Origin of the sequence: Paracoccus haeundaensis (assembly GCF_006239215.1) — a bacterium.
Lineage (GTDB): Bacteria > Pseudomonadota > Alphaproteobacteria > Rhodobacterales > Rhodobacteraceae > Paracoccus > Paracoccus marcusii.
Window position 1 is genome coordinate 1 of the sequence record NZ_VDDC01000010.1, and the last position, 23,684, is coordinate 23,684.

A 23,684-nucleotide genomic window follows, 5' to 3' on the forward strand; every position below is an offset into this window, starting at 1 on the left:
CGCCCCCGCCCGTGCGGCGGCGGCCGCCCGTGCGGCTCGCTCGGCCGGGTCGGTCAGCATGCGGCGCAGCGCCTGCGCCAGCGCGGGCGCATCGTCGGGTGCGACCAGCAGGCCCGCATCGGCCGGAACCGTTCCCGGCACCGCGCCCGCGCGCGTGCTGACGATGGGCAGGCCATGGGACAGCGCCTCGTCGAAGACGATGCCGTAACCCTCGTACCGGGTCGCCAGCGCAAAGATCGAGGCCTTTCGGTACAGGTCCGCCAGGCGATCCGCCCCGACCCGCCCGGCCAGTTCCAGCCGTCCATCCAGTCCGCTGGCGGCGATCTGCGCCTGCAGGTCGGCAACATGGGCTGCGTCCCAGGGGTTGCCCACGATCACCGCCTGCCAGTCCAGATCGGCCAGCGCCGCCAGCGCGGCGATCAGCACGTCATGGCCCTTGCGCGGGTGCAGGATGCCCACCGACAGGATCAGCGGCGGGTCCTGTGGTGTGGCGGGCTGTTCCGGGCGGTCGGTGCCGGGGCGGGCGACGGTGATCCGGTCGGCGGGCACGTCATAGCGGTCGACCAGCATGTCGCGCGTATGCGGGCTGGGCACGATCACGTGGTCCGCATGGGCCAGGTTCGCGCGCTCGGTCCGCCACAGATGGTCGGCCAGATCGGCAGGCAGCGCGCTTTCCTGGGCCAGGGGATGATGGATCATCGCCACGATGGGCGCGCGGATCGCGACCACCCCCTGCGGGTCCAGCGCGCCAAAGGCCAGCCCGTCGATGACCACCGGCCGATCCGCGGGCACCGCCTGCAGCGCGTCGAGCGCCTGGCGCATGTCGCTGTCGGACGGGGTCGGAAAGCTATCGGGCAGGGCCAGGACATCGACATGCCGGCCCTCGTCGCGCAGCCCCTGGACCATGCGGCGGTCGTAGATATAGCCGCCGGTCAGGGTGGTGATGTCGCCCGGCAGGGCAAAGGTCAGGGTCTTTGGGTCGGTCACGGGTCTGCCTGTATGGCTGCGGGGGCGGGACGGTTGACGCGGCGCTGCGCCAACAGGACCAGCAGCCCCGGCAGGGTGCTGGCCAGAAACATCAGGCCGAAGGCCAGGCTGGCGGCAAGCCCCGCCTGCGCGCTGGCGCCGATCAGGGGGAACAGCCCGGCGGCCGCACCCTCGCGCAGACCCCAGCCGCTGACGGTCAGCGGCAGGATCATGGTCAGCAGAATCAGCGGCACCAGAACGGCGGTCTCGACCGGGGACATCATCGTGCCGGTGGCCGCGGCGCAGAAGGCAAAGGCCGCAAGGTTGGCCCCGGTGATCGCCAGGTTCAGCGCCACCTGACGCGGCAGGGCGCCCGGCGCCAGCAGCGTGACGCGCAACGCGCCCCGCAGATCGCGTGCGGCGGTGCCTGCGCGCCCAGGCAGCTGTCCCGCACCGCCGATGGCCAGCATCGCGATCAGCGCGACGCTCAGCAACGCGCCGATCAGGCCCATGACCCAGGACGGCAGTGTCAGCCCGCCCGGCATCAGCGTCACGGTCAGCGCACCCGCCGCCAGCACCAGGAACAGCGCGACCTGGCCCGCCAGGCGCTCGATCGCGACGGCGGCGCCGGCGCGGCGCAGGCCCGCCTGATGACGCGCGCGGACCGCGCGGCCGGCATCGCCCACGACACCGCCGGGCAGCGACTGGTTGACGACCTGCGCCAAGTAGTATTCGCAGATGGCCCGGGTGAGGGGGATGGTCTGGCCAAGCTGCCGCGCCGTCAGCCGCCAGCGCATTGCCGACAGCACCGTCTGCGCCGTCAGGGCCAGTGCTGCGGCCGCCAGCCACAGCGGATCGGCACGCACCAGCAAGTGCAGCGCCTGCTGGCCGTCCAGGCCGAACCACAGGAGCGCCATCACTGCCAGGGCGACCAGGATTTGAAGACTGCGTGTCACGTTCATGCAGGAGGCACGTTCAGGGACCCGGAAAAGTTGCGCATGAAGCGGTCGCGAAGTGCTTCCATCGGCATCGCCGGGCTGCCCGGTTCCGGGATCAACCCCCGCGTCAGGCCCCAACCGTCGGTCCGCGCGACCAGATCGGGCGGGCCGATGACGTGGATCGGAACCTCTCGGCGGTCGTCCAGGCCGATGGTGGTGGCGGCCTGGTGATCGCCGACCAGGATCATCAGGGGCGCGTCCTCTCCTTGCCGCGCGGCATAGTCCAGCACCGCCTGCAGCGTATAGTCGATCGTGTCCCGATACTGGGCCCGCACCCGGTCGCGGTCGCGCCAGACGACGTTCGGCGGATCGCCCGCTTGCGCCATCGCGTCGAATTCGGTGCCGTCGCCCAGATCCTCCCAGGGCAGCATTTCGGGGACCGGGGTCCAGGGCGCGTGGGACGAGATCAGGGCGATCTGCGCGAACAGGCGGCGCGGGTCGCTGCCGTCGCGCAACAGGCGGTCGGTGGCGGCCAGCGTGAACTGATCGGGCATGGTGACCCAGTTGAACGGCTGCCCGCGATAGCCCAGGTCGGGCGCGGCCAGGATCCGCTGGAAGCCCATCGTCGACGCCTCGGGCCAGGGACGGACGATGGCGGGCATCACGGCCGCGGTACGGAACCCGGCATCGGCGGCGTGGTGGAACAGTGTCCGGCGCCCGCTGGCGATGGCCGCCTGATAGCGCGTCTGGTCATTGACCCACAGCCCGTTAGCCAGCGTCGCATGCGCCAGCCAGCTTTGTCCGCCATGCGTCGGCGACGTCAGGAACCCCGATGCCATGGCCAATCCGTGATCCTGCAGCACCTGTTGTCCCTGGCGCAGCCGGGGCAGATGCGTGTCGGCAAAGAAGGGCGTGTCAAAGCTGGTGCGACCATAGCTTTCCAGAAAGATCACCAGAACGTCGCGGTCGATCAGCGCCAGCGGATCCTGCAGCCCGGCCAGCGTATCCTGGCGCGCCTGTTCGTTGAACTGGCGCAGCTCTGTCACGGTGCGTGCCGACAGCTGAGCGCGGTCGATGGCATAGGCGGCCGTCGGGGGCGGCATTAACGCCAGCAGCGCGATCCCCGCGACAGAGGCTGCCAGACCGGCGATCCGCATCCAGGCGGGACGCGGGGCCCGGCGCATCAGCACGCCCATCGCCCACCATGTGCCCGCAACGATAAGCAACGTGGCCAGAAGCGCGGCCAGAACCGCACCCGCCGCCTGCCAGGGGCCCAGGCTGCCGGCGATCAGCCGGACGGATGCATCGATCAGGGGCAGGTCCGCGACCGGATTGAACCTGCGGCCCAGACTTTCGAGCATCGCCAGGTCCGCGACCTTCAGCACGGTGACCAGCGTCAGGGCCAGGGTCGCCGCCACGCGCAGCAGCCGCCCCGCGACCGTCCGGCCCGCGGCCAGCGCCAGCAGGATCAGCACCGCCAGCTCCGGCGCCGGGCGTGCCAGCGCGGCCCAGGCCAGTTGATCGGGATGCGCGGGCAGCGCCAGCAGGACGTGCAGCAGCAGGATGGCGGCAAGGACCGACAAGGGCCGGGGGGTCACCGATGGCCCCGCAACCACAGCACGTCGCGTCCAAAGGACCAGATCAGCGCCGCCGCCGCGATCCGCGCCAGGGTGATCGCAAGATCGTCCGACAGGACCGGCACCTGAAGCGCGATCAGCGTCGCAAGCTGCAGCACGCAGACGGCCTTGCGGGCATAGCTGACCGGCAGCGGCGCCATGATCCACGGCCAGACCAGCCCCGCCCCGATGAACAGATAGCGCATGACGCCCAGGGCCAGGATCTCGGGTCCGACGGGGCTGCCGGCCAGGGCGTGCAGCGCCAGGATCAGGGCCAGCGCGGCGTCGACCTCCATGTCGAAACGGGCGCCGAAATCGGAGCACAGCCCGCTGCGCCGCGCCAGCCAGCCATCCACCCCGTCCAGCGTCAGTGATATGGTCGCGATCGCCGCCACTGCCCAGCCCGCCGCGACCCCGCCGACCAGGGGCGCGATCAACGCCGTCGTCAGCGCCATGCGCATCAGCGTCACCGCGTTGCACGACCCAAGCCTGGCATGCGGATAATGCCTGCGCATTGCAACGCAGACCAGCGCGGCCCCCGCCAGATAGACGACGCCCGCGACCAGGGCACCCGTGCCCTGGCCCAGGACCATCACGCCGATGCCCAGGTTCAGGGCCAGCCCCGCGGGAATGGCCAGGATCAACCCCTCGGGCAGGCGGCGGCCTGCGGCGGGGGCCGGTCTGACGGTGGGATCGGCAAGGTCGGGGCGGGAAATCTGCATCGGGTGAACATATGACAGGGGCATGACGCGTCAAGCTGACTTCTGAACAGGCTTGCCTCAGCACGATCCCGGGCTATCCTGTCGCGACAGGAGGGCTGCGCCATGGATCATCGACCCGCAGGCTATGGCACCACGGCGCGGATGCTGCACTGGCTGGTCGCGGCGCTGATACTGGCGATGATCCCGGTGGGTCTGCTGATGGTGCAGGACGGGTTGGACCGCGGCCTGGGGGACGCGCTGTACCTGTTTCACAAGAACGTGGGCAGCCTGCTGATCGTCATCATCGCGCTGCGGCTGGTCTGGCGGCTGACGCATCCGCCCGCGCCGCTGCCCGCGACCATGCCCGACTGGCAGCGGCGGGTGGCGGGGCTGTCGCATCTGGCGCTGTACGGACTTATGGTCGTGATGCCGCTGTCGGGATACATCCGCGTGCGCGCGGGCGGCTTTCCGATCGAAGGGCTGGATGCGCTTGGCCTGCCGACGCTGGTCCCCCGGTCAAAGCCCCTGGCCGACGCCGCCAGCAGCCTGCACGAACTGGCGGCCTGGGCGCTGATGGCGGTGTTGGCCCTGCATGTGGGCGCGGCGCTGCACCATGCGCTGATCCGGCGCGACGGGGTCTGGGCACGGATGTGGCCGCCGCGGGCGCGCTGAGCCCTCGACAGGACCGTCCGGTTTGGATATGGCCATGCGGCGCGAATGACGGGGACCGTCGGGTCGCACCGGATTATCAAATATTGATCACAGGCGGTTGAACGAAAGGTCCTGTCGCGGCGTTCGACGGTGACGTCGAAAATGCCGCCGACCAGGAGAGATCGTGACCAAGACCCAAGACCTGACGATTCTGGTCGTCATCGCAGCGGCCCTTGCCGGCGTGTTTACCCTCGATCTGATGGTGCCGTTGGGGACGGCGGTCTGGCTGATCTATATCCTGCCGTTGAGTCTTGCAGTCTTCGCGCGCTGGCCCGCGCTGCCGGTGGCCACGGCCGTGCTGGTCTGCGTGGCGATGGCGCTGGCGTTCCAGAAGGACAACACCGGCATCGATCCGACCGTGGCAGCCGTGAACCGCGGCTTGGCCGGGATCGTGTATCTGTGCCTGGGATTTCTGGGGCGAAGGCTGATCGTCACCCGCGGCAAGCTGCTGGACACCGACTGGATCACCGGCACCCAGGTCGCGGTGTCCCGTGCCGTCCAGGGCGACCTGACCGCGGAAAAGCTGGCCCGCCAGGTCCTGCAGGTTCTGGCCGACCGGATCGGCGCGCGGGCCGCCGTCGCCTATGCCCGTAATGGACATGGCCACCTGCGGCTGGCGCAATGGGGCACCGACGGTGACGCCCTGGCGGAACGCGTGGCGGATGACGAAGGCCATCTGGGCCGCGCCGTCACCGAAGGTCGCATCCTGCAGATGTCCCTTGCGCCGGACCAGGCGCTGGGCTGGGCGACGGGACTGGCGCGGGGGCGCACGGCGCATGCGCTGATCGTGCCGATGCGGGACGGGCAGCTGATCAACGGCGTGCTGGAGTTCGGGCTGGATGCCGCCCCGCCGCCTCGCGTGATCGACCTGTTCGAGCGTATCGGAGACAAGCTGGGCATCGCGCTGCGGTCCGCCCAGTATCGCCAGCAGCTGCAGGAATTGCTGGAGGAGACCCGCCGTCAAGCCGAGGAGTTGCGCGCCCATACCGAGGAGCTTGCGGCGTCCAACGAAGAGCTGGAGGAGCAGACCCGCGCTCTGCAGGACAGCCAGCGCCGGTTGGAGGCACAGCAATCAGAGCTGGAAGAACAGAACGCCCAGCTTGAAAGCCAGACGCAGGAGCTGGAGGAACAGCGCGATGCGCTGGCCCGGTCGCGCCGGATGCTGGAGGATCAGGCGCAGGAGCTGGCGCAGGAGAGCCGCTACAAGTCCGAATTCGTCGCCAACATGTCGCACGAGCTGCGCACGCCGCTGAACGCGCTGCTGATCATGTCGCGGCTGCTGTCGGACAACCGCGGCCGCAACCTGTCCGAGGAGCAGGTCCGTTGGGCCGAGACGATCGAGGCATCGGGCAAGGATCTGCTGGCGCTGATCAACGACATCCTGGACTTGTCCAAGATCGAATCCGGCAAGATGGACGTGTCGCGCGACACGGTCGAGCCGCAGGCGCTGGCCGACAAGCTGGTGCGCGCCTTCGAGGCGCAGGCCCGCGACAAGGGGCTGACCCTGTCGGCGCAGGTCGATCCCAAGGTCGCGGCGTTCTCCTCCGACCGGCAGCGTCTGGAGCAGGTGCTGCGGAACTTCATCTCGAACGCGCTGAAATTCACCGAACGGGGGCAGGTGGTGCTGCATATTTCCCCGGCGGCGCAGGGGATCGCGCTGTCGGTGCAGGACAGCGGCATCGGCATCGACGCCAGCCAGCAGGAGACCGTGTTCGAGGCGTTCCGGCAGGCGGACGGCACCATCTCGCGCCGCTTCGGCGGAACAGGGCTGGGCCTGTCGATCTGCCGTGAACTGGCCGATCTGCTGGGCGGGCGCATCACGCTGACCAGCGCGCCCGGCAAGGGCAGCACCTTCACGCTGATCCTGCCCGCCGCCCCGGCGCTGCAATCGCCGGCACCTGCGCGGCGGTCCTTGCCCGCGCCCACGATGCCCGAACCCGCGCCGATGATGCTGGACGCCCTGCCGGGGGTCGAGGACGACCGCGCGGACATCGGCGCCGGCGACCGGGTGATGCTGGTGGTCGAGGACGATCCGGCATTCGCCCGCATCCTCTATGGTCTGGCGCAGGAGCTGGGCTTCCGCTGCGTCTGCGTGGGCCGGGCGGATGACGCGGTGCGTGCGGCGCGCCATTTCCTGCCGCAGGCGATCGTGATGGATGTGGGCCTGCCCGACCATTCGGGCCTGTCCGCGTTGGACCGGCTGAAGCGCGACACGACCACGCGACACATCCCGGTGCATATGGTCTCGGCCGACGATTACACCAAGGAGGCGCTGGCCCAGGGCGCCATCAGCTATATGATGAAGCCGGTGCGGCGCGACGACTTGGCCACGGCGATCCGCAACCTGGAGACCCGCCTGGAACAGCGCCTGCGCCGCGTGCTGATCGTCGAGGACGATCCCGCGCAGATGCTGGGGCTGAAGGCGCTGCTGACCAGCGACGGGGTCGAGACGGTGGGCGCCGGTACCGCCGCCGAGGCACTGAAGATCTGCCGCAGCCAGACGGTCGACTGCATCGTCCTGGACATGACGCTGCCGGACGCCTCGGGGTTCGAGGTGCTGGAGCAGCTGGACGGGGACGGCACGGCGTCCTTCCCGCCGGTCATCGTCTATACTGCGCGCGCACTGTCCGAGGCCGAGGAGCAGCGCCTGCGCCGCTATTCGAAATCGATCATTATTAAGGGCGCCAAGTCGCCCGAGCGCCTGATCAACGAGGTCACGCTGTTCCTGCATCAGGTCGTCTCCGACCTGCCGCAGAAACAGCGCGACATGCTGGCCGCGTCGCTGAACCGCGATGCGCAGCTGGAGGGGCGCCGCATCCTGGTGGTCGAGGACGACATCCGCAACGTCTATGCCCTGACCGGCGTGTTCGAGCCGCATGGCGCGACCGTGCAGATCGCCCGGAACGGCCGCGAGGCGCTGGAGGCCCTGGGCCGCATCAACGACGGTGCCGCCCCCAAGATCGACCTGGTGCTGATGGACGTGATGATGCCCGAGATGGACGGCCTGACCGCCACGCGCGAGATCCGCAAGATCGACCGCTGGAAGGGCCTGCCCATCATCATGCTGACCGCCAAGGCCATGGCCGAGGATCAGAACCAGTGCCTCGCGGCGGGGGCGAACGATTACCTGCCCAAGCCCCTGGATGTCGACAAGCTGCTGTCGCTGACCCGGGTCTGGATGCCGCGATGAGCGTCGATCCCGTCCCCCTGCGCGCGGCCGACGCGATCGAGCTGGACCTGTTCCTGGAGGCGCTGAACCGGCGCCACCATTACGACTTCAGGTCCTATTCGCGCGCATCGCTGGCCCGTCGCGCCGAACTGGCGCGCGAAAGGCTTGGCTGCGCGACCCTGTCCGAGGTGCAGGGCCGCCTGCTGCATGATCCCGCGGTGCTGCCCGACATCATCGACGCGATGACCGTGCAGGTCAGCGAACTGTTTCGCGATCCGGCCTATTACCTTGCACTGCGCCGCGAGGTCATCCCGCATCTGCGGACCTTCCCCTCGCTCAAGGTCTGGGTGGCGGGTTGTGCCGATGGAGAGGAGCTGTATTCGCTGGCCATCCTGTTCCGCGAGGAGGGGCTGTTCGACCGCACGATGTTCTATGCGACCGAGATCAACCGACGCGCCCTGGCCCGGGCCGAGGCCGGCATCTATGACATCGACCGCCTGCCGGTCTTCTCGCAGAACTATCAGCGGGCGGGAGGGCTGGGGTCGCTGTCGGATTACTATACCGCCGCCTATGGGCGCGCGGCCTTCGACCGGGGCCTGCGATCGCGCACGGTGTTCACCGAGCACAACCTGGCCACCGACCAGGTCTTTTCCGAGGTCCAGCTGGTGTCGTGCCGGAACGTGCTGATCTATTTCGACGGGACGCTGCAGGACCGCGCCGTGGGCCTGTTCGCCGAGGCGCTGGCGCGGGGCGGCTTTCTTGGCCTCGGTTCTCACGAGACGTTGCGCTTTTCCACCCATGCCGCGTCCTTCGCGGCCTTTGCCGAACCGGACCGGATCTGGCGCCGGAATGCCGACCAGGAGACTGTTCATGCCCGATAGACCCATCCGTTTCCTGATCGTCGACGACATCGCGGAAAACATCATGGCGCTGGAGGCGCTGCTGCGGCGCGACGGGCTGGTGGTCGACACCGCGCGGTCCGCGACCGAGGCGCTGGAACTGATGCTGCAGCATGATTACGCGCTGGCCTTCCTGGACGTGCAGATGCCCGGCACCGACGGCTATGAACTGGCGGAACTCATGCGGTCCACCGAACGCACCCGCGGCGTGCCCATCATCTTCGTCACCGCCGCAGAGATGGACGAGGCCCGCCGGTTCCGGGGGTACGAGGCGGGGGCGGTCGATTATATCTTCAAGCCCATCGACCCGGTGGTGCTGAAATCCAAGGCCGAGGTGTTCTTCCGCATCGGCCGCCAGGCCAAGGACCTGCAGCGCCAGCGCGACGAGATGCAGGACATCGCGCTGCACCGCGACCGCGCGATGGCGCAGCTGAAGGCCCATGCCGACAATTCGCCGCTGGCCTTCGTCACGCTGGACCGGAACCTGTGCGTGCGCAGCTGGTCCAAGGGGGCCGAACGCATGTTCGGGCGGCCCGCGGGCGACATGCTGGGCATGACCGCCACCGCGGCGGGCTGGCTGGACGAACAGGGGGCCGCGCTGCTGACCGGCTGGCTGGACAGCCAGCAGGACGGCGTGCCGCGCTTCTCGGCCGAGATCAGCCTGGATCACGCCGATATCGGCCCGATCTGCTGCGAGGTCTATGGATCGGTCCTGTCCGAGGGTCTGAACCGCCAGTCGCTGTCGCTGCAGGTTCAGGACATCACCGAACGAAAGCAGTCCGAGGAGGTCCGCGCGCTGCTGATCGGAGAGCTGAACCACCGCATCAAGAATACCCTGGCCAACGTCCAGGCCATCGCCCGCCAAAGCCTGCGCCAATCCGGCAGCCTGCCTGAATTCGAGACCAGCTTTGGCGGACGCCTGCAGGCGCTGGCCCGCGCCCATTCGATCCTGTCGGATGCGACCTGGGCCAGCGCGCCGCTGGATCAGCTGATCGACGACCAGATCAGTTCGGGTACGCTGGACGGCGACCGGCTGCGCCGCGACGGCCCACCGGTGGAACTGGCCCCCGACACCATGCTGCGCCTTGCGCTGACGCTGCACGAATTGGGCACGAATGCCGCGAAATACGGGGCATTGTCGGTTCCGGGCGGGATCGTGCACATCGCCTGGCGCCTTGAGGGGCAGCGCCTGGTCCTGACCTGGCGCGAGACGGGCGGCCCGGCGGTCACCGCGCCGTCGCGCATGGGCTTCGGCATGACGCTGATCGGGGCGGCCGGGGGCGGCGATGCGGCCGCGGTCAGCGCCGACTGGAACCCCGACGGGGTCGTCTGGACCATCCGTCTGACCGACGGCGTGACCCGGCTGGCGGGCCAGGCCGCCGCCGCCGAGGCGCTGGTCGGCCAACCCGTCATCCGCGCATCGACGCTGGAGGGCGCGCGCGTCCTGCTAGTCGAGGACGAGCCGCTGGTTGCGCTGGACCTGCGCTATGAGTTGGAGGATGCCGGGGCCACCGTCACCGGCGTCGCCCGCAGCGTCCCCGAGGCGATGGCCGCTGCCCGGAACGGGCCCATCGACCTGGCCCTGCTGGACGGCAACCTGAAGGGAGAGCCGGTGGACGAGGTCGCGGCCTTGTTCGACAGCCTTTCGGTGCCGTTCTGCTTCGTGTCGGGCTATGGCCGCGAGAACCTGCCGCAGGGGTTCGACCATGCGCCGCTGATCGAAAAGCCGTTCCGCCCCGACACGCTGCGCACGATCCTGACCGCGCTTCTGGCGCGCGGGGTGCCAGACGCCGCGGAATAAGGATGCCGTCCTGCCCGATGCGCGTCCCGACCGCCGCGGTCCGTGCGCATCGGCCGGGGCAGGGCCTGCGTTCCGGCAGGCTGCGCGGCGCGCGAACGGCCGTTCCGGGCGGGATCGCCGTGCGGCTGCGGCACGGCTTGCGCCCGGCGGCCGTTTCGGGCAGGACCGCGCCCTGACTTTTGGCAAGCATGCAGGATGCGGATGACCGGCGCGGCGATAACCTTCGAAGGGCTGGGCAAGTCCTTTCCCAAGGCGGGAGGGCAGGTGACGGCGCTGGCCGACATCACCCTGTCGGTCCCTGAGGGCAGCATCACCGGCATCATCGGCCGGTCCGGCGCGGGCAAATCCACGCTGCTTCGCATGGTGAACGGGCTGGAGCGGCCGACGACGGGCCGCGTCACGGTCTCGGGCCGCGACGTGGGCACCGCCACCGGGTCCGCGCTGCGCGCGATCCGGCGCGATGTCGGGATGATCTTCCAGCACTTCAACCTGCTGGCCTCGCGCACGGTGCGGGGCAACATCGCCCTGCCGCTGGAGGTCGCGGGCACGCCGCGCGGCCAGATCCGCGCCCGCGTCGACCAGCTGATCGAGCAGGTAGGCCTTGGCGCGCTGGCCGACCGCTATCCGGCGGAACTGTCGGGCGGGCAGAAGCAGCGCGTGGGCATCGCGCGCGCGTTGGCCACCGGCCCCAAGGTCCTCCTGTCGGACGAGGCGACCAGTGCGCTGGACCCCGAGACCACGCAGACCGTCCTGGACCTGCTGGCCCAGATCAACCGCGACCTGGGCGTCAGCGTCCTGCTGATCACGCATGAGATGGCCGTGCTGCGCGACATCGCCAGCCACATGGCGGTGATCGAGGCGGGCCGCATCGTCGAGGCCGGTCCGACCTACGACATCTTCGCGCGGCCCGAACATGCCACGACCCGGCGCTTCCTGTCCGGTGTCACGGGCGCCACGCTGCCGGCCTTCGTCGCGGCGCGGCTGCAGACCGATCCGCCGGGCGACCAGGTGATCCGCGTGACATTTGCGGGTACGCATGCGACCGACCCGATGCTGGCGCGTCTGGCGACCGATCTGGGCATCAGCGCCAACATCCTGGGCGGCACTATCGAGGAGATCGGCACGCGCCCCTTCGGCAACCTGCTGATCTCGGTCCCCCAGGACCGGGGCGATCAGGCGCGGGCCTTCCTTGAGCAACACGGTCTGACCACGGAGGTGCTGGGCCATGTCCGCTAACCTGATCCCGATCCTGTGGGATGCGACGCTGCAGACCCTCTACATGGTCGCCATCTCGGCCATTCTGGGGACGTTGGGCGGGCTGCCTCTGGGCGTGTTCCTGGCATGCTCTCAGCGGGGGGAACTGCTGTCGGCGCCGTGGATCAACAAGGTGCTGGGGCTGGTGGTGAACGCCACCCGTTCGGTCCCGTTCATCATCCTGGTGGTGGCGATCATTCCCTTCACGCGGGCCGTGGTCGGCACGTCGATCGGCACGGACGCGGCCATCGTGCCGCTGACCCTGGCCGCCATCCCCTTCATCGCGCGGCTGGTCGAGAACGCCATCCGCGAGGTCGACGCCGGCCTGATCGAGGCCGCGCGCGCCATGGGTGCGACGCCGTTCCAGATCATCCGCAAGGTGCTGATCCCCGAGGCGCTGCCCGCCATCACCCTGGGCCTGACCCTGGCCGTGGTCAGCCTGATCGGCTATTCCGCGATGGTCGGCGCGGTCGGCGGGCAGGGCCTGGGCGATCTGGGCATCCGCTACGGCTATCAGCGCTTCATGCCCGAGGTCATGGCCGCCGTCGTCGTCATCCTGATCGTGCTGGTGCAGCTGGTCCAGTCGCTTGGCGAATGGATCGCGGCCCGCGTCGACCGCCGCGCGCCCCGCAACCGCGGCGCCTGAATTTCCCGCAGACAAGAAAGGACGAATCCCATGCTGCGTCTGACAACCTTCGTATCCGCCATCGCCTTGTCCTCCGCCGCCATGGCTTCCGTCGCCATGGCCGAAGACATCAAGGTTGGCGTGTCCCCCGGCGAACATGGCGAGATCATGGAGAAGGTGGCCGAGGTCGCCGAACCCCTGGGCCTGACCATCGAGGTCATCGAGTTCTCCGACTACGTCGTGCCGAACCAGGCGCTGGCGGATGGCGATCTGGACGCCAACAGTTTCCAGCACCGCCCCTATCTGGAGAACCAGATGAAGGATCGCGGCTTTGAGCTGGTCGAGGTCGGCACCACCATCACCACGCCGATGGGGATCTACTCCGACAAGGTCGAGGACATCGCCGACCTGCCCGAGGGCGCGCAGGTCGCGATCCCGAACGATCCGACCAATGGCGGCCGCGCGCTGCTGATCCTGCAGGATCTGGGCCTGATCACCCTGGCCGAGGGCACGGGCCTGGTCCCCAGCCCGCTGGATGTCAGCGACAACCCCAAGGGTCTGCAGTTCCTGGAGCTGGACGCGGCGCAGCTGCCCCGCGCGCTGGCCGATGCCGACATCGCGGTGATCAACACCAACTATGCGCTGGCCTCGGGCCTGTCCCCGCGCGAGGATGCCATCGCCATGGAAAAGGCCGACAGCCCCTATGTGAACATCCTGGTCGTCCAGCAGGGCCGCGAGGCCGAGCCCTGGGTCAAGACCATGGTCGAGGCCTATCAGTCGCCCGAGGTCAAGGCCTTCATCGACGAGAAATACGACGGGGCCGTCATCACCTCGTGGTAAGGCTTCGGGGCCGTCCTTCGGGGCGGCCCTTATCCGTCAGACGCTGGACCGCGCCCGCCGCGGCGAACAGCGCCAGTCCCATCGCCGTCAGCACGGCCAGTGCCGCGAACATCAGGTCGGTCTGACCCCGCCCGTTCGCCATCAGCATCACATGGCCCAGGCCCCGGCTGGAGCCGACCCATTCGCCCACGATCACCGCCAGCGGCGCCTGCACCGCCGCCAGCCGCAGCCCTGAGCCAAGCGCGGGCAGGGCGGCGGGCAGCTGGATCAACGTCAAGCGCCGCAAAGGCCGCGCGCCCATCGACCGCGCCAGATCGTCAAGCGCGGCGGGCGGGCGCATCAGCGCGTCGAACAGCACCGACGCCACCGGGAAATAGACCACCAGCGCCACCATCACGACCTTGCTGGGCGCGCCGTAGCCCAGCCACAGCGTCAGGATCGGGGCCAGCGCAAAGACCGGCACCGCCTGAGCCGCGATCAGCATCGGTCGCAGCAGCCACCGTGCCGCGGGCGACAGCGCCAGATTGACCGCCGTCCCGACCCCAAGCGCCATCCCCAGGGCCAGCCCCGCCGCCAGATTGGCCAGCGTAAAGCGCGCATTCACCGCCAGCATCGCGGCGTGATCCATCAGCGCCTGCGCCACCCGCGCGGGTCCGGGCAGGATGAAGGGCGGCACGCCGCTGGCCCAGACCACGCCCTGCCAGACCGACAGCGCGACCAGGACGGCGATCAGGCTGCGCATGGCATCAGGCTGCGAAACAGCGCGGTTTGGGCCGCCAGAACCTGCGGGTCGTCCAGCGCGCGCGGCGTGGGCGTCGCGGGCAGGGGCAGCGGGCGGGTTCCCCGGGCATCCAGCAGGAAGGCCGCGTGGCAGAGGCGCGCCGCCTCCAGCGGGTCGTGGGTGATCAGGATCACCGTGCGCCCGGCCAGATGCCGTGCCGCCAGATCCTGCATCTGCGCCCGCGTGGCGGCGTCCAAAGCCGAGAACGGCTCGTCCAGAACGACGACCGGGCGATCCTCGATCAGGGTGCGGGCCAGGGCCATGCGCTGACGCTGGCCGCCCGACAGCTGGGCGGGGCGGCGCGTCTCCAGACCCGCCAGGCCCAGATCGGCCAGCAGGGCGCGGGAGCGGGCGCGGTCGGGGGCCTGCCCGCGCAGCCGCGCGCCGATGGTGACATTGGCCAGCGCATCGGCCCAGGGCAGCAGCTGATCCTGCTGGCCCATCAGCGTGACCGGGCCCGCGACATCGACGGTCCCGGCCAGACGCGCGGCCACGGGCAGGCCTGCCACGATCCGGCCCAAGGTCGACTTGCCCACCCCCGACGGCCCCATCAGCGCCGTCCAGCGCCCCGGCGGACAGTCCAGCGCCAGATGCGGCAGCAGCACCCGCCCGTCCAGGATCAGATCGCCCATGATGCGGATCATGTCCGGTCCAGCCCCATCTGCCAGAACCCGACCTCCAGCTGGGTGGCCTGGGTAAAGTGGCGCGCCAGCGTCCGCGCGCGGGGCAGGGCGGGCCAGTCGGGCCCCAACCGCGCCTGCAGCGCCGCGTCGATCAGCGCGCCGACATCATGGCAGACGCGCTGATAGTCGGCGCCGCCATAGGTCGCGGTCCATTCGCCATAGGGGCCGCCGCTGTCCGCATGCGCCAGCCCGATCTGGCCGTAGCCGAAGACGCAAGGCGCCAGCGCCGCCAGCAGGTCCAGCATGTCGCCCGCATAGCCGGTGGCCTGCACGAAGCGCGTATAGGCCATGTTCGCGGGCGATTCCGGGGTGTCCTGCAGCATGCCTTCGGTGATGCCTTCGCGGCCGCAGATCGCGACATGCAGCGGCATCTCTCCGTTCAGCAGGCCGTGGGCGATGGAGGAGGCCAGCGCCATCTCGGACATCCGGTCCGACTTGGCAAAGACCAGCGCCCAGGATCGCGCGAAATGCAGCAGGAACACGTAATCCTGCCGCAGATAGTGCAAGAAACTGTCGCGGGGCAGGCTGCCCGCCGCCAGCTGCCGCACGAAGGCGTGGTCCACATAGGCGTCCCAATGCGCCCCCGCCGCCTCCCGCCACAGCGCGAAGGCGCGGCCGTAATCGGGCGCGCTCATGGTGCGGTCACGTCGATGGCCAGATCGGACAGCGACTGTCCGCCCGGCGTGGCGCCTTGGTCGGCCAGGAACGCCTCGAAGCGCAGATAGCGGCCCGCGTCCAGCGCCGCGGGGCGCCCGGCAAAGCGGGGCCAGGTGTCGGCCCATGCAGCCTCGTTCAGGGGGGTGCGCAGTTCGGCGGCGGTCTCTGCGAAGATCCGCCATGCCGCGTCGGGGTCGTTCTTGATGAAGGCCGTCGCGCGTTCCGTGGCCTCCAGAAAGGCCGCGACGGCGGCACGGTCCATGCGGGCGGGATCGGCCAGATAGATCAGCTCGTCATAGGCGGGGATGCCGTGATCCTCGGGGTTCAGGCAGCGGCCCTCGAACCCCTCCAGCCGCAGCTGGTTCAGCTCGAAGTTGCGGAAGGCGCCGATGACGCCGTCCACCTGTCCCGACATCAGCGCAGGCGCGATGGACCAGCCGATGTTGATCTGCTCGACATCGTCGGGGTCCAGCCCGCCATCGGTCAGCATGGCGTCCAGCATCACCTCCTGCACGCCCGCCACGGCAAAGCCGACCTTGCGGCCGGACAGGTCGGCAGGGGTGGTGATACCGCTGTCGGCCAGCACGACCAGACAGGTCAGCGGCGTTTCCACCAACGTGCCGACGCGGGTCACCGGCAGGCCCTGGTGACGCGACAGGTGCAGCTGCGGCTGATAGCTGACGGCCAGATCGACGCGCCCCGCGGCCACCATGCGCGGCGGATCGTTGGGGTCGGACGGGGCCACGGTCTGAACCGCCAGCCCGGCGTCGGCGAAATATCCCATTTCCTGAGCCAGCACGATGGGGGTGTGGTCGGGGTTCACGAACCAGTCCAGCATCACCGTCAGGCGGGTTTCGGCATGGGCGGGCAGGGCCAGCACGGCCAGCGCCAGGGTCAGCGTCTTCATGGGCGTCCTTTCAGGTCGTCATCGGTCAGGGCCAGCAGGGCGATGCGCCCCGGCCAGCGTGATTGCAGCACCTGCCCGGCATTGTGCGCGCGCAGGCCGGTGCGACAGGCCAGCACCACCCGCGGGGCGGGGCCGGGGTCCAGATGCGCGATGCGGTCTGGGGGCAGGTGGCGGGCGCCGGCGATGGGGGCGGCCTCGGTCCGCAGGTCGATCAGCAGATCGCCGGGGGCGATCTGGGCGTGGGCGATGAAGGGCAGGGCATCGACGGGTTCGGGCGCGGTGTCGAAGCGGAAGCCGCCCATCCGCCAGCCGCCTGCGTCCCAGCTGATCAGCCGCCCCAAGGGCCGAGGGTCCAGGCCCAGCAGCACCGCCAGCGCCATCTGCGCCTGCAGCGCTCCGATCATCCCGACGACGGGGCCCAGCACACCCGCGCTGGCACAGCTGGCGGCCTGCGCGGGCAGGTCGGGAAAAATCGCGCGCAGGCTGGGCGCCCCGCCGCAGCAGCCCGCGGCATAGCCCGACAGGCCAAGCGCAGAGGCGGTGATCATCGGCCTGCCCGCCGCCATGCAGGCATCAGACAGCGTCAGGCTGACCGCAAAGCTGTCGGCGCAATCCAGCGTCACGTCGGCTGCCTGCACCAGATCGCCCGCGTTGGCCGGGGTCAGCCATTCCACACGCGGTACCACCTGACAGTCGGGGTTCAGCACCGCCAATGCGGCCGCCGCGGCCTGGGCCTTGGGTCGGCCCACCTGGTCCATGCGGTACAGGGGCTGGCGATGCAGGTTCGTCTCCTCCACGCGGTCGGGATCGACCAGCGTGATCCGACCCACTCCCGCGGCGGCCAGGTATTGCAGCGCGGGGCAGCCCAGCCCGCCTGCGCCCACGACCAGCACGTGGGCCTGCGCCAGCCGATCCTGGCCCGCGGCGCCGATGCCCGGAAGCACCATCTGGCGGGCATAGCGGTTCATGCCGTCACCGCCAGCCAGTCGGCGATCCGCGCCTCGGGGTCCGGGTTCAGCGTGATGTCGGTCACGGCCGATACGATGTCCGCCCCCGCCGCCAGCGCCTGCGCACCGCGATCGGGGGTCAGCCCGCCGATCGCGACCAACGGAATGTCGCCCACCAGCGCCTTCCATTCGGTGACCCGGTCCAAGCCCTGTTCATGCCAGCGCATCTTTTTCAGGATCGTGGGCCAGACGGGCCCAAGGGCCACGTAATCGGGGGCCAGCGCCAGCGCACGGTCCAGTTCCGCCCGGTCATGGGTCGAGACGCCAAGTTGCAGCCCGGCGCGGCGGATCGCGGGCAGGTCGGCGTCGTCCAGGTCCTCCTGCCCCAGGTGCAGCCAGTCGGCGCCCAGATCGATCGCCGCCTGCCAGTGGTCGTTGACGACCAGCGTCGCGCCATGTGCGCGCGTCAGGCGCAGCCCGCGGTCAATCTGGTCGAGGACGTCGGCGGGGTCGCGGTCCTTCAGCCGCAGCTGGACCAGCCGGACGCCCAGGGGCAGAACGCGGTCCAGCCATGCGGCATCATCGAAAATCGGATAGAAGCGCGGCAGCGTCACAGCCAGGCCCTCCCAATCAGGGGGGTAGAGGGCGCACCCATGTCGCGCACCCCCATGGGATCGGCGTCGCGCGCCAAGGCGCCCGCCTGCACAGCCAGCGCAAAGGCGCGGGCCATCGCGACCGGGTCGCCCGCCTGCGCCACCGCGCTGTTCAGAAGGACCGCGTCGAACCCCATCTCCATCGCCTCCGCCGCATGGCTTGGCAGGCCAAGGCCCGCGTCGATCACCATCGGCACATCGGGAAAGGCCGCGCGCAGCATGCGCAGCCCGTGGCGGTTGTTCAGCCCAAGGCCAGACCCGATGGGCGCGCCCCAGGGCATCAGCACCCGGCACCCCGCATCCAGCAGGCGGGCGGCCAGAACCTGGTCCTCGGTCGTATAGGGGAACACCTCGAAGCCCTCGGCGCAGAGCGTCGTCGCGGCCTCCAGCAGGCCGAAGGGGTCGGGCTGCAGCGTGTCGGCATGGCCGATCACCTCCAGCTTGATCCAGTCGGTCTCAAAGACTTCGCGCGCCATGCGGGCCGTGGTCACGGCCTCTCGCGCGCTGTGACAGCCGGCGGTGTTGGGCAGCACGCGCACGCCCATGTCTCGGATCAGCGACCAGAAGGCCTGGCCCTGGCCGGCCTCGCGGCGCAGCGACACGGTGGCCACGCCCGCACCGCTGGCGCGGAACGCCTCCTGCAGGACCGACGGGGACGGGTATTGAGCGGTGCCCAGCATCAGCGCGTTGGGCACGGTGACGCCATAGAAATCACGCATCGGCTATCCTCCCTGCATGGGTGCCAGGACCTCCAGCCGGTCACCGTCGCGCAGCGCCTGCATCGGGCGGGACGCGGCGGGCAGGAAATCACCGTTCAGCGCCGTGGCCACGCGGGCCTCGCCCCAGCCCAGCTCGGACAGTGCGTCGGCCACGGTGGCGGCTGCGATGTCGCGGGGGGTTCCGTTGACCTCAATCCTCATGGACCAGTTCTCCCTTGGTTTCGGTGATCAGGTAATCGGCCGCCTGGCGCGCCAGCGCGGGGGCCATCAGGTATCCGTGACGAAACAGCCCGTTCAGGTGCAGCACCCGCCCTCGGACGGTCACGCGCGGGACGTTGTCAGGAAATGCCGGGCGCAGATCGGCGCCCATCTCGACGATGGCGCTCTCTGCAAAGCGGGGATCCAGCGCATAGGCCGCCGACAGCAGTTCCAGCACCGACCGGGCGGTAGGACGCGCACGGGATGCGCTTTCGATCTGGGTCGCGCCCAGCATGAACACGCCGCCCGCGCGCGGCACGATGTACAGCGGATGACGCGGATGCAGCAGGCGGACCGGCCGCGTCAGGGCGATGTCGGGCGCGTGCAGGACGACCATCTCGCCGCGCACGCCGCGGAGGCCGGGCAGGGCGGCGGACAGTCCGCGGGCATCGATCACCGGGCCTGCGACGTCGCCCGGCTCGGCGGTCGCGCATTCGATGCTGATGCCGCGCGCGGCCAGCCACGCGGCCAGATCCGCCAAGGCACGTCGGGGGTCCAGATGCGCCTCGGTTGGAAAGATCAGGCCGGGCCGGGGCTGCAGGTCTGGTTCCAGATCGGCGCTATCGCAGGGGTGATGCGCCGTGGCACGGCGCGCAAAGCGGGCCAGTTCCGCCCGGTCGCGGTCCAGCGCCAGGACCAGCGTGCCGCGCCGCGTGACGGGCGTGACGGCGGACCAGGCATCGGCGGCTTCTGCGCCAAGGCGGGTGATCACGGGGTCGGCGGTCACGCCTTCGCACTGCGGGGCCAGCATGCCGCCGGCCCACCATGAGCAGCCGTGTGGGCCGGGCGCGCCTTTGCGGTCCAGGATGCGCGGGGTCAGGCCGCGCTGCACCAGCACATGGGCCGCGAACAGCCCGGCCACGCCCGCGCCGATGATGGTGACATCAGCCATGCGACCAGACCGCATGGAAATGATGCACCGGCCCGTGCCCCGACCCCACGCACAGATCGTCGGCCGCCGCGATCGCGCGTTGCAGATAGCGGTGTGCGACCCCGACCGCCTGCTCCAGCGGCAGGCCGTGTGCCAGGCCGGCTGCGATGGCCGCCGACAGCGTGCAGCCAGTGCCATGCGTGTTGCGGGTGGACAGGCGTCGGGCGCTGAAAGGCGTCGCCCCCTGCGCGGTCACCAGAAGGTCGGTGCAGATCGCGCCCTCGCCATGCCCACCCTTCATCAGCACGGCCCCCGCGCCCATGGCGCGCAGCGCAGCACCCTGTTCGGCCATCTGGGCCGGGGTGGTGGCCGGGGCACAACCCAGCAGGCAGGCGGCCTCGGGCAGGTTCGGGGTCAGCAGCGTCGCGCAGCCCAACAGGGAACGTAGCGCGTCGATGGCATCGGGCGGCAGCAAGCGGTCGCCCGATTTCGCCACCATCACCGGGTCCAGCACGATGGGCAGGCCGCAGCCGTCCAGACCCCCGGCCACCGTGGCGATGGCCTGGGCCCCGCCCAGCATGCCCAGCTTGACCGCCCGGACGTCCAGATCGTCCAGAACGGCACGCATCTGCCCTGCGATCATCGCGAGGCTGGCCGGTTCGACCAAAGCCACGGTGCGGGTGTTCTGCGCCGTCAGCGCGGTCACGACGCTGGCGCCATAGCAGCCAAGGGCCGAAAAGGTCTTCAGATCCGCCTGAATGCCGGCGCCGCCGCCCGAATCGGACCCGGCGATGGTCAGGGCAATGGGTGCTGTCACGTCGTCCCCCGTAATGTGGCGGGTCGTGACCGGGCAAAGGGGTGGGGACACAGGGCGGGCCGATGGCCGCGCGGATATCTGCACCGTTCCCTCCGCCGGTATGACCCGGATCAGGTTCGATGGGTTGGCTGTCGCCTCTCAGCCCCTGTGACGGGACACCCCAACGGTTTGCCCCCCAAGGCTAGGCGCGGCGGGCCCGGGGCGCAAGGGGGGCTTTTCGCGCCCGCGCGATTGTCGCAGGATGGTGGGACAGCGGACGGGGGACAGATGGACAGGCGCGGGCTGGAGATGACGGTGCTGATGTCGCCGGACATGGCGAATTTCAGCGGCAAGGTGCATGGCGGCGCGCTTTTGGCCTGTCTGGACCGGGTGGCCTATGCGTGCGCGTCGCGCTGGTCTGGAGAATATGCGGTGACCCTGTCCGTCGACCAGGTGACCTTCAAGGAGGCCATCCACGTGGGAGAGCTGGTGACCTTTCGCGCGCGGGTGAACCATACCGGCCGCACCTCGATGGAGGTCGGCATCCGGGTCGAGGCCGAGAACATCCGCCGCGGCACCCGCAGGCATACCAATTCCTGCTATTTCACCATGGTCGCGGTCGACGAACGAGGCCATCCTGTGCCGGTCCCCAAGCCCGAGCTTGAGGACGACATCGACCGCCAGCGCTGGCGGTCGGCCGAGGTCAGGCGCACCATGCGGCGCGAGATCGCGGCCCGCCAGGAGGCCGCGTCGAACACCCCCTGATTGGGCGTGGACTTTGCGATCCAAACCGCGTAGGGAACCGCCTTTGGCCCTGCTAGTCCGGGGCGGCGGGTGCAGGGTGGGCCGGTCGCAGCGACGATAGGTGCCGCTCATCGGGTCGCTCACGGCCCCCGCATTTTGGCGAATCACATGACTGAACTGAATTTCCCCGCGCCGCTTCAGGCGGCGTTGGCCGACAAGGGCTATGAGACGTTGACTGCCGTGCAGTCGGCGGTGCTGGCGCCCGAGGCCGCGGGCCGCGACGTGCTGGTCTCGGCCCAGACCGGGTCGGGCAAGACCGTGGCCTTTGGCCTGGCGATGGGCGCGGACCTTCTGGACGGCGACCGCATCATCGCGGGCGAGCTGCCGCTGGCCCTGGCCATCGCGCCCACGCGCGAACTGGCGCTGCAGGTCGCGCGCGAGCTGGAATGGCTCTATGCCGGGACCGGCGCGCAGATCGCGACCTGCGTCGGCGGTATGGACTATCGCAACGAAAAGCGCGCCCTGCAACGCGGCGCGCAGATCGTGGTCGGCACGCCTGGCCGCCTGCGCGACCATATCGACCGCGGCAGCCTGGACCTGTCGGACCTGCGCGCGGCCGTCCTGGACGAGGCCGACGAAATGCTGGACCTGGGTTTCCGCGAGGACCTGGAGTTCATCCTGGGCGCTGCCCCGGTCGAGCGCCGCACGCTGATGTTCTCGGCCACGGTGCCGTCGGCGATCGAGAAGCTGGCCCGTGATTTCCAGCGCGACGCCCTGCGCATCGCCGCCATGGGCGAGGCGCGCCAGCATGGCGACATCGCCTATCGCGCCTATACCGTGACCGCCCGCGACCGCGAGCCCGCGATCTTCAACCTGCTGCGCATCCACGAGGCGCAGACCGCCATCGTCTTCTGCAAGACGCGGGCCAACGTGAACCACCTGCTGGCGCGGATGTCGAACCGGGGCTTCAAATGCGTGGCCCTGTCGGGCGAGCTGTCCCAGCAGGAGCGGACCCATGCGTTGCAGGCGCTGCGTGACGGGCGCGCCCGCGTCTGCATCGCCACCGACGTGGCCGCGCGCGGCATCGACCTGCCGGGGCTGGAGCTGGTGATCCACGCGGACCTGCCGACCAACCCCGACACGATGCTGCACCGGTCGGGCCGCACTGGGCGTGCGGGCTCCAAGGGCGTGTCCGCGCTGATCGTGCCGTCGGCCGATTATCGTCGGGCACAGCGTCTGCTGCAGAACGCCAAGGTCTCGGCCGAATGGCTGGACGCGCCGACCGCGGACGAGGTGCGGGCGCGCGATGATCAGCGCATGCTGGACCATCCCGGCCTGCACGAACCCGTGGGCGACGACGCCGCCCTGGCCGCGCAGCTGCTGGAGCAGTTCAGCGCCGAACAGGTCGCCGCCGCCTTCCTGCGCCTGTGGCGCGAAGGCCGCCCTGCCGCCGAGGAACTGTCCGAGGCGCATGCGCCCCCCGCGCCGATGGCCCCCCGTGCGCAGCGCGAATTCGGCCCTTCGGTCTGGTTCACGCTGTCGGTCGGTCATTCCGGTCGGGCCGAGGCGCGTTGGCTGCTGCCCAAGGTCTGCGATGCGGGCGGGATCACCCGCGACAGCATCGGCGCGATCCGCGTCAAGCAGGACCTGTCCTATATCCAGATCGCGTCGGAAGTCGCCGCCAAGTTCGGCGATTTCATCGAGATCACCCCGGAGGTCACCATGCGCCGCATGGACGGCGCCCCCGACCTGGATGCGCCGATCGAGCGGGCGCCCCGTGCCCCGCGCACCGACAACCGTTCCGAGGGTCGCAAGCCCGCGCCGCGTGCCAAGCACGCCGCGTCGGACGAGGGTCACCACGCCCGCGTCAAGTCCGCCCGCGGCGGCTGGCTGCCCGATGATGCCCCCGCCGAACCGCGCGAGACCGGACCGCATGCGGCCGTGAAATCGTGGAAGAAGAAGTCGTCGGGTGACGCTGGCAAGGGCCCCAAGCCGGCCTGGGCCAAGTCCAGGCCCGCCGGCGACAAGGCGGGTGCCCCCAAGGCGCATCGCAAGGGACCCAAGCGGCCCGCCTGACCGGCAACTGCCTGCGGGGCCAAGCAACTGCCTCACAAACAGGCAGTGGGCCCTGCACGCTCTGCAATCCAC

Annotated in this window: 23 protein-coding genes and 1 riboswitch; of the genes, 9 read left to right on the forward strand and 14 right to left on the reverse strand. The window is 70.0% G+C overall.

The genetic code is table 11. The features are described 5' to 3' along the window. From FHD67_RS05770 to FHD67_RS05785, 4 genes are all read right to left on the reverse strand, one after another. Nucleotides 1–987: glycosyltransferase family 4 protein (locus FHD67_RS05770; protein WP_246071243.1), on the reverse strand; the 987-nt coding region annotated here is incomplete at its 3' end. Beyond that, nucleotides 984–1,928, reverse strand: a complete 945-nt coding sequence (locus FHD67_RS05775) for a lysylphosphatidylglycerol synthase transmembrane domain-containing protein (RefSeq protein ID WP_139598140.1) — start codon at nucleotides 1,926–1,928, stop codon at nucleotides 984–986. The genes FHD67_RS05775 and FHD67_RS05770, both read right to left, overlap by 4 nt. After that, nucleotides 1,925–3,502 (reverse strand): alkaline phosphatase family protein, encoded by a 1,578-nt coding sequence (locus FHD67_RS05780; RefSeq protein ID WP_045998989.1) that lies wholly within the window; start codon nucleotides 3,500–3,502, stop codon nucleotides 1,925–1,927. Before FHD67_RS05780 ends, FHD67_RS05775 begins: the two co-directional genes overlap by 4 nt. Further along, a complete protein-coding gene (locus FHD67_RS05785; protein ID WP_245008465.1) occupies nucleotides 3,499–4,242 on the reverse strand; it encodes a CDP-alcohol phosphatidyltransferase family protein in 744 nt (247 codons plus the stop codon). Before FHD67_RS05785 ends, FHD67_RS05780 begins: the two co-directional genes overlap by 4 nt. A 102-nt stretch (nucleotides 4,243–4,344) precedes the next feature. Here FHD67_RS05785 and FHD67_RS05790 point away from each other — a divergent pair, with 102 nt between their 5' ends. From FHD67_RS05790 to FHD67_RS05820, 7 genes are all read left to right on the forward strand, one after another. Then, nucleotides 4,345–4,893: a cytochrome b gene (locus tag FHD67_RS05790; protein ID WP_045998990.1), complete on the forward strand. Its 549-nt coding sequence runs from the start codon at nucleotides 4,345–4,347 to the stop codon at nucleotides 4,891–4,893. 163 nt (nucleotides 4,894–5,056) lie between these two features. Beyond that, entirely contained in the window at nucleotides 5,057–8,122 is a 3,066-nt protein-coding gene (locus tag FHD67_RS05795; protein ID WP_246071244.1) for a response regulator, read from the forward strand. Beyond that, nucleotides 8,119–8,982, forward strand: coding sequence for a CheR family methyltransferase (locus FHD67_RS05800; protein ID WP_045981320.1), 864 nt, complete (start codon nucleotides 8,119–8,121; stop codon nucleotides 8,980–8,982). The genes FHD67_RS05795 and FHD67_RS05800 overlap by 4 nt, the downstream gene beginning before the upstream one ends. Continuing rightward, on the forward strand, nucleotides 8,972–10,801 hold the full coding sequence (locus FHD67_RS05805) for a response regulator (RefSeq protein WP_139598141.1): 1,830 nt from the start codon (nucleotides 8,972–8,974) through the stop codon (nucleotides 10,799–10,801). The genes FHD67_RS05800 and FHD67_RS05805 overlap by 11 nt, the downstream gene beginning before the upstream one ends. Before the next feature lie 201 nt (nucleotides 10,802–11,002). Then, complete coding sequence (locus tag FHD67_RS05810) at nucleotides 11,003–12,037, forward strand: methionine ABC transporter ATP-binding protein (protein WP_408902593.1); 1,035 nt, start codon at nucleotides 11,003–11,005, stop codon at nucleotides 12,035–12,037. Continuing rightward, entirely contained in the window at nucleotides 12,027–12,701 is a 675-nt protein-coding gene (locus FHD67_RS05815; protein ID WP_139598143.1) for a methionine ABC transporter permease, read from the forward strand. The genes FHD67_RS05810 and FHD67_RS05815 overlap by 11 nt, the downstream gene beginning before the upstream one ends. A 30-nt stretch (nucleotides 12,702–12,731) precedes the next feature. Beyond that, nucleotides 12,732–13,520 carry a MetQ/NlpA family ABC transporter substrate-binding protein gene (locus FHD67_RS05820; protein ID WP_139598144.1) on the forward strand — a complete coding sequence of 263 codons (789 nt, stop codon included), beginning with the start codon at nucleotides 12,732–12,734 and terminating at the stop codon, nucleotides 13,518–13,520. Here the strand turns inward: FHD67_RS05820 and FHD67_RS05825 are convergent. The 10 genes from FHD67_RS05825 to thiD are packed head-to-tail and all read right to left on the reverse strand — an operon-like array spanning nucleotide 13,507 to nucleotide 20,813. Continuing rightward, nucleotides 13,507–14,262: an ABC transporter permease gene (locus FHD67_RS05825; RefSeq protein WP_139598145.1), complete on the reverse strand. Its 756-nt coding sequence runs from the start codon at nucleotides 14,260–14,262 to the stop codon at nucleotides 13,507–13,509. The two genes, FHD67_RS05820 and FHD67_RS05825, sit on opposite strands and share 14 nt — an antisense overlap. Next, on the reverse strand, nucleotides 14,250–14,945 hold the full coding sequence (locus tag FHD67_RS05830) for an ATP-binding cassette domain-containing protein (RefSeq protein WP_139598146.1): 696 nt from the start codon (nucleotides 14,943–14,945) through the stop codon (nucleotides 14,250–14,252). The genes FHD67_RS05825 and FHD67_RS05830 overlap by 13 nt, the downstream gene beginning before the upstream one ends. Then, entirely contained in the window at nucleotides 14,942–15,619 is a 678-nt protein-coding gene (locus tag FHD67_RS05835) for a TenA family protein (protein ID WP_139598147.1), read from the reverse strand. The genes FHD67_RS05830 and FHD67_RS05835 overlap by 4 nt, the downstream gene beginning before the upstream one ends. Then, nucleotides 15,616–16,548: an ABC transporter substrate-binding protein gene (locus FHD67_RS05840; RefSeq protein WP_139598148.1), complete on the reverse strand. Its 933-nt coding sequence runs from the start codon at nucleotides 16,546–16,548 to the stop codon at nucleotides 15,616–15,618. Before FHD67_RS05840 ends, FHD67_RS05835 begins: the two co-directional genes overlap by 4 nt. Then, nucleotides 16,545–17,516: a HesA/MoeB/ThiF family protein gene (locus FHD67_RS05845; RefSeq protein WP_139598149.1), complete on the reverse strand. Its 972-nt coding sequence runs from the start codon at nucleotides 17,514–17,516 to the stop codon at nucleotides 16,545–16,547. The genes FHD67_RS05840 and FHD67_RS05845 overlap by 4 nt, the downstream gene beginning before the upstream one ends. Then, a complete protein-coding gene (locus FHD67_RS05850) occupies nucleotides 17,513–18,109 on the reverse strand; it encodes a thiamine phosphate synthase (protein WP_139598150.1) in 597 nt (198 codons plus the stop codon). Before FHD67_RS05850 ends, FHD67_RS05845 begins: the two co-directional genes overlap by 4 nt. Next, a complete protein-coding gene (locus FHD67_RS05855; RefSeq protein WP_139598151.1) occupies nucleotides 18,106–18,867 on the reverse strand; it encodes a thiazole synthase in 762 nt (253 codons plus the stop codon). Before FHD67_RS05855 ends, FHD67_RS05850 begins: the two co-directional genes overlap by 4 nt. 3 nt (nucleotides 18,868–18,870) lie before the next feature. Beyond that, nucleotides 18,871–19,068, reverse strand: a complete 198-nt coding sequence (gene thiS, locus FHD67_RS05860) for a sulfur carrier protein ThiS (protein WP_139598152.1) — start codon at nucleotides 19,066–19,068, stop codon at nucleotides 18,871–18,873. Continuing rightward, nucleotides 19,058–20,017, reverse strand: a complete 960-nt coding sequence (locus tag FHD67_RS05865; protein ID WP_139598153.1) for an FAD-dependent oxidoreductase — start codon at nucleotides 20,015–20,017, stop codon at nucleotides 19,058–19,060. Before FHD67_RS05865 ends, thiS begins: the two co-directional genes overlap by 11 nt. Beyond that, on the reverse strand, nucleotides 20,010–20,813 hold the full coding sequence (gene thiD / locus FHD67_RS05870; RefSeq protein WP_139598154.1) for a bifunctional hydroxymethylpyrimidine kinase/phosphomethylpyrimidine kinase: 804 nt from the start codon (nucleotides 20,811–20,813) through the stop codon (nucleotides 20,010–20,012). Before thiD ends, FHD67_RS05865 begins: the two co-directional genes overlap by 8 nt. 70 nt (nucleotides 20,814–20,883) lie before the next feature. Then, nucleotides 20,884–20,986, reverse strand: a riboswitch (TPP riboswitch). 94 nt (nucleotides 20,987–21,080) lie between these two features. Between thiD and FHD67_RS05875 the strand changes: the two genes are divergently transcribed. Beyond that, the gene (locus FHD67_RS05875; RefSeq protein WP_045999004.1) at nucleotides 21,081–21,557 is read left to right on the forward strand and encodes an acyl-CoA thioesterase; all 477 of its coding nucleotides are present in this window, start codon (nucleotides 21,081–21,083) and stop codon (nucleotides 21,555–21,557) included. Nucleotides 21,558–21,704: 147 nt separating this feature from the next. Further along, nucleotides 21,705–23,612: a DEAD/DEAH box helicase gene (locus FHD67_RS05880; protein ID WP_139598155.1), complete on the forward strand. Its 1,908-nt coding sequence runs from the start codon at nucleotides 21,705–21,707 to the stop codon at nucleotides 23,610–23,612. Nucleotides 23,613–23,684 lie beyond the last annotated feature (72 nt).

Excerpts from the sequence above, each read along its gene's own strand:
- FHD67_RS05830 (WP_139598146.1), bottom strand. The coding sequence starts at position 14,945 with ATGATCCGCATCATGGGCGATCTGATCCTGGACGGGCGGGTGCTGCTG.
- FHD67_RS05840 (WP_139598148.1), bottom strand. The coding sequence starts at position 16,548 with ATGAAGACGCTGACCCTGGCGCTGGCCGTGCTGGCCCTGCCCGCCCAT.
- FHD67_RS05820 (WP_139598144.1), top strand. The coding sequence starts at position 12,732 with ATGCTGCGTCTGACAACCTTCGTATCCGCCATCGCCTTGTCCTCCGCC.
- FHD67_RS05800 (WP_045981320.1), top strand. The coding sequence starts at position 8,119 with ATGAGCGTCGATCCCGTCCCCCTGCGCGCGGCCGACGCGATCGAGCTG.
- FHD67_RS05815 (WP_139598143.1), top strand. The coding sequence starts at position 12,027 with ATGTCCGCTAACCTGATCCCGATCCTGTGGGATGCGACGCTGCAGACC.
- FHD67_RS05805 (WP_139598141.1), top strand. The coding sequence starts at position 8,972 with ATGCCCGATAGACCCATCCGTTTCCTGATCGTCGACGACATCGCGGAA.
- FHD67_RS05790 (WP_045998990.1), top strand. The coding sequence starts at position 4,345 with ATGGATCATCGACCCGCAGGCTATGGCACCACGGCGCGGATGCTGCAC.
- FHD67_RS05810 (WP_408902593.1), top strand. The coding sequence starts at position 11,003 with ATGACCGGCGCGGCGATAACCTTCGAAGGGCTGGGCAAGTCCTTTCCC.
- FHD67_RS05775 (WP_139598140.1), bottom strand. The coding sequence starts at position 1,928 with ATGAACGTGACACGCAGTCTTCAAATCCTGGTCGCCCTGGCAGTGATG.
- FHD67_RS05865 (WP_139598153.1), bottom strand. The coding sequence starts at position 20,017 with ATGGCTGATGTCACCATCATCGGCGCGGGCGTGGCCGGGCTGTTCGCG.
- FHD67_RS05835 (WP_139598147.1), bottom strand. The coding sequence starts at position 15,619 with ATGAGCGCGCCCGATTACGGCCGCGCCTTCGCGCTGTGGCGGGAGGCG.
- FHD67_RS05855 (WP_139598151.1), bottom strand. The coding sequence starts at position 18,867 with ATGCGTGATTTCTATGGCGTCACCGTGCCCAACGCGCTGATGCTGGGC.
- FHD67_RS05785 (WP_245008465.1), bottom strand. The coding sequence starts at position 4,242 with ATGCAGATTTCCCGCCCCGACCTTGCCGATCCCACCGTCAGACCGGCC.
- FHD67_RS05880 (WP_139598155.1), top strand. The coding sequence starts at position 21,705 with ATGACTGAACTGAATTTCCCCGCGCCGCTTCAGGCGGCGTTGGCCGAC.
- thiS (WP_139598152.1), bottom strand. The coding sequence starts at position 19,068 with ATGAGGATTGAGGTCAACGGAACCCCCCGCGACATCGCAGCCGCCACC.
- FHD67_RS05845 (WP_139598149.1), bottom strand. The coding sequence starts at position 17,516 with ATGAACCGCTATGCCCGCCAGATGGTGCTTCCGGGCATCGGCGCCGCG.
- FHD67_RS05825 (WP_139598145.1), bottom strand. The coding sequence starts at position 14,262 with ATGCGCAGCCTGATCGCCGTCCTGGTCGCGCTGTCGGTCTGGCAGGGC.
- FHD67_RS05875 (WP_045999004.1), top strand. The coding sequence starts at position 21,081 with ATGGACAGGCGCGGGCTGGAGATGACGGTGCTGATGTCGCCGGACATG.